The sequence below is a fragment of the Arthrobacter sp. Hiyo1 genome, from assembly GCF_001263615.2.
GTDB lineage: Bacteria > Actinomycetota > Actinomycetes > Actinomycetales > Micrococcaceae > Arthrobacter.
Genome location: NZ_DF952470.1, coordinates 88,074 through 90,606 on the forward strand (window position 1 = coordinate 88,074; position 2,533 = coordinate 90,606).

Here is a 2,533-nt window from a genome sequence, read left to right on the forward strand (position 1 = left end):
TGAAGAGCGCCCGACGGCGGCCAGCCACGCGCGCGGCAGGACGCACGTCGCGGTGGTGACTGCCGGCGTCGTGGTCTTCATTCCGGTGGTGGACGCCGCGTTCAACGGACTTACGCTGACCCTTCTGGGTGGGGGAGCGGCGTGCTTCGCGCTGGGAGTGTTGCTCCTGGGACGGATACCCGCCGGACTCCCGTCCGCGGCCGTTCCCGATGCCCCTGCGGGGCCATTGCCAGAGCCCGGTTTACGTGCGAATCTCGACTCATGACTGAGTTCACGGATTCAACCGCAGAGTCGTTCAGCCCGGACGTGACAACGGTCAGGAACGACAAATTCCACCGCTACGAGCTTCTTGTCGATGGTGAAGTAGCCGTGATCTCGCAGTTTATGGACAAACCCGGCCACATCGATTTCCTCCACACTGAGACGCGCCCGCAGTTCAAGGGCCGCGGGCTGGCGAAGGTCCTGGCCCATTTTGCCTTGGACGACGTCGTCGCCTCCGGCAAGCGGATCATCCCGCATTGCCCATTCATCGCCGCCTATCTGCGCAGGCATGAGGGATACGAGCTCGACGTCGATTGGCCGCCGGAACCGCCGGTAGGGGAACCGGACAACGATTAGTCAGACGCGGTTATGCCCAAGAAAACGCCGGAAGACCACCCTGCTGACTAAGTCATGGCCCCGGCATTGAGCCAGCCGATCTCTGATTCGGAAACAATTTGCGAAGTTCGCGACACGATTCACACCCCCAGCCGCACGCCACTTTCCGTCTTTGCTGTAATCGGGCCGAACTGCCGCCCCGGGCGGGCCACCGTCGCGGTGTAGGTGCCTACTTTTGTGCCTTCCTTTTCTGCCATTGCCAGGCGTGCCAGAACAGAAGCGTCGCCAGGATCAGAGCGGTGGCTTGGAGAAGCTGCGGGGTCATGTTCATCAGGATGAACGGGAACGGCATCGTATTTCCCGGAGTGGGGGTGAGCGGGGCCATCGCCTCATTGATGATCACCATGATGCCTATGACGAGCGCCAGCTCGAGCACCCATAGCCCGATGATGAACGGATTCACCGCGGCCCTCCGCTGAGGTACCTCGACCGCGCCTAGGTGATGCTCCAGCGCATTCCCGTGCTCGTCGATTTCGCGGAATTCAATCCTGCCATGAGCCGCGTCCATGGTCTGTTCCTCCCGGTTGGTGTGCCGTGGCCCCCACAGAGGCTCGAAAGGCGCACTTTTGAGGCACTCTACCGCGAGCACCGAAAACGTACGAGTACCGCCGTCGAGATGGCATTTGACGGCCGGGACGTGCATCACCACACGGAGCGTCAACGGCGCTAGTCTGGGCGCATGACAACTCGTGCCAACGAACTCACCGCCCTGGTCACCGGTGCTACTGCCGGGCTCGGTGCGCAATTCGCCCGTCAGCTGGCCGAATCCGGCCACCACCTGGTCCTCGTGGCCCGCGACGAAACCCGGCTGAGGTCAAGCGCCGAGGTGCTTGAACGGGACTTCAGCATCTCTGTGGAGGTGCTGCCCGCCGACTTGACCTCCGACGTCGGGGTTGCGGCTGTCGTGGCCAGGCTGCGGGACGCTTCGCGGCCGGTGGACGTGCTGGTCAACAATGCCGGAATCGGTTTGCTGAATTCTTTCGAGAAGAACGATGTGGACGACGAAAAGCGGCATTTGCGGCTGCATGTCCAGACGCCCATGGAGCTGTGCCACGCGGCGTTGGGGGTGATGTTGGCACGCAAGTCGGGCCGGATCATCAACGTTGCGAGCGTTGCGGCATTCGCGAACCGGGGAAGCTATTCGGCGGCCAAGGCTTGGCAGGTCAGCTTCAGCCGTTGGGCGAACACCGCGTATGCCGGCAGCGGCGTGAAAGTCACCGCGGTGTGCCCGGGCTTCACCCACACGGAGTTCCACGATCGCATGGGCATGGACAAGTCGGTGGCTCCGCGCTTTTTGTGGCTTAACGCCGAGCGCGTTGTCCGGGAAGGGTTGGAAGACAACGCCAAGGGCAAAGGGATTTCCATTCCGTCGAAGCGCTACAAAGCGATCACCGCCGTCATGCGCTTCCTGCCGGCGAAGCTTACGTCGGGTCCGCCCCGCCTCGCCGCGAAGCAATCCGGGTCCGCGAAGTAAGCCGGGGCGCCTGGACCAGCACCGCCACCGCGATCCCGATCACGGCTCCCACGAACGTCTCCACCCCGCGTTCCAGGACGAGCACGCCGGGATCCGCGGGCGCCGCCAACTGAGTCATGAGCAAAATGACCGGAGTGAAGAACACCATGCCCAGCCGTAATGCCGGGCCATGAACAACTCGGTGGGGAACTGGAACCCGATCACCAGCAGGGCAAGGATGAGGGTGGTTTGCCCGGGGAAATAGTGCAGCGGGGACAGCGGTCCTGGAAAGAGCACGACGGCGACAATCGCCAATCCGAGGAACGTCCCCACGATACGGTGAATGCCGCGGTGCAGGCGGCTCGGCACATCGGCTCCGGCCAGCGGAACGGCGGCCGCGGCCATCGCCCAGTGCGGATGCCC

Annotated in this window: 3 protein-coding genes and 2 pseudogenes; 3 read left to right on the forward strand and 2 right to left on the reverse strand. The window is 63.5% G+C overall.

Annotated features, from left to right (window positions below):
* Nucleotides 1-265, forward strand: a pseudogene (locus AHiyo1_RS26485) (acyltransferase family protein); the annotation flags it as partial.
* Nucleotides 262-618, forward strand: a complete 357-nt coding sequence (locus AHiyo1_RS09350) for a GNAT family N-acetyltransferase (RefSeq protein ID WP_059388386.1) — start codon at nucleotides 262-264, stop codon at nucleotides 616-618. The pseudogene AHiyo1_RS26485 and the gene AHiyo1_RS09350, both read left to right, overlap by 4 nt.
* Before the next feature lie 208 nt (nucleotides 619-826).
* Here the strand turns inward: AHiyo1_RS09350 and AHiyo1_RS09355 are convergent, their stop codons facing one another.
* On the reverse strand, nucleotides 827-1,165 hold the full coding sequence (locus AHiyo1_RS09355) for a hypothetical protein (protein WP_059388387.1): 339 nt from the start codon (nucleotides 1,163-1,165) through the stop codon (nucleotides 827-829).
* 171 nt (nucleotides 1,166-1,336) lie between these two features.
* Between AHiyo1_RS09355 and AHiyo1_RS09360 the strand changes: the two genes are divergently transcribed.
* Complete coding sequence (locus AHiyo1_RS09360; RefSeq protein ID WP_059388388.1) at nucleotides 1,337-2,131, forward strand: SDR family NAD(P)-dependent oxidoreductase; 795 nt, start codon at nucleotides 1,337-1,339, stop codon at nucleotides 2,129-2,131.
* On the opposite strand, the pseudogene AHiyo1_RS26490 reads toward AHiyo1_RS09360, so the two are convergent.
* A pseudogene (locus AHiyo1_RS26490) lies at nucleotides 2,079-2,533 on the reverse strand (FUSC family protein); the annotation flags it as partial. The gene AHiyo1_RS09360 and the pseudogene AHiyo1_RS26490 sit on opposite strands and share 53 nt — an antisense overlap.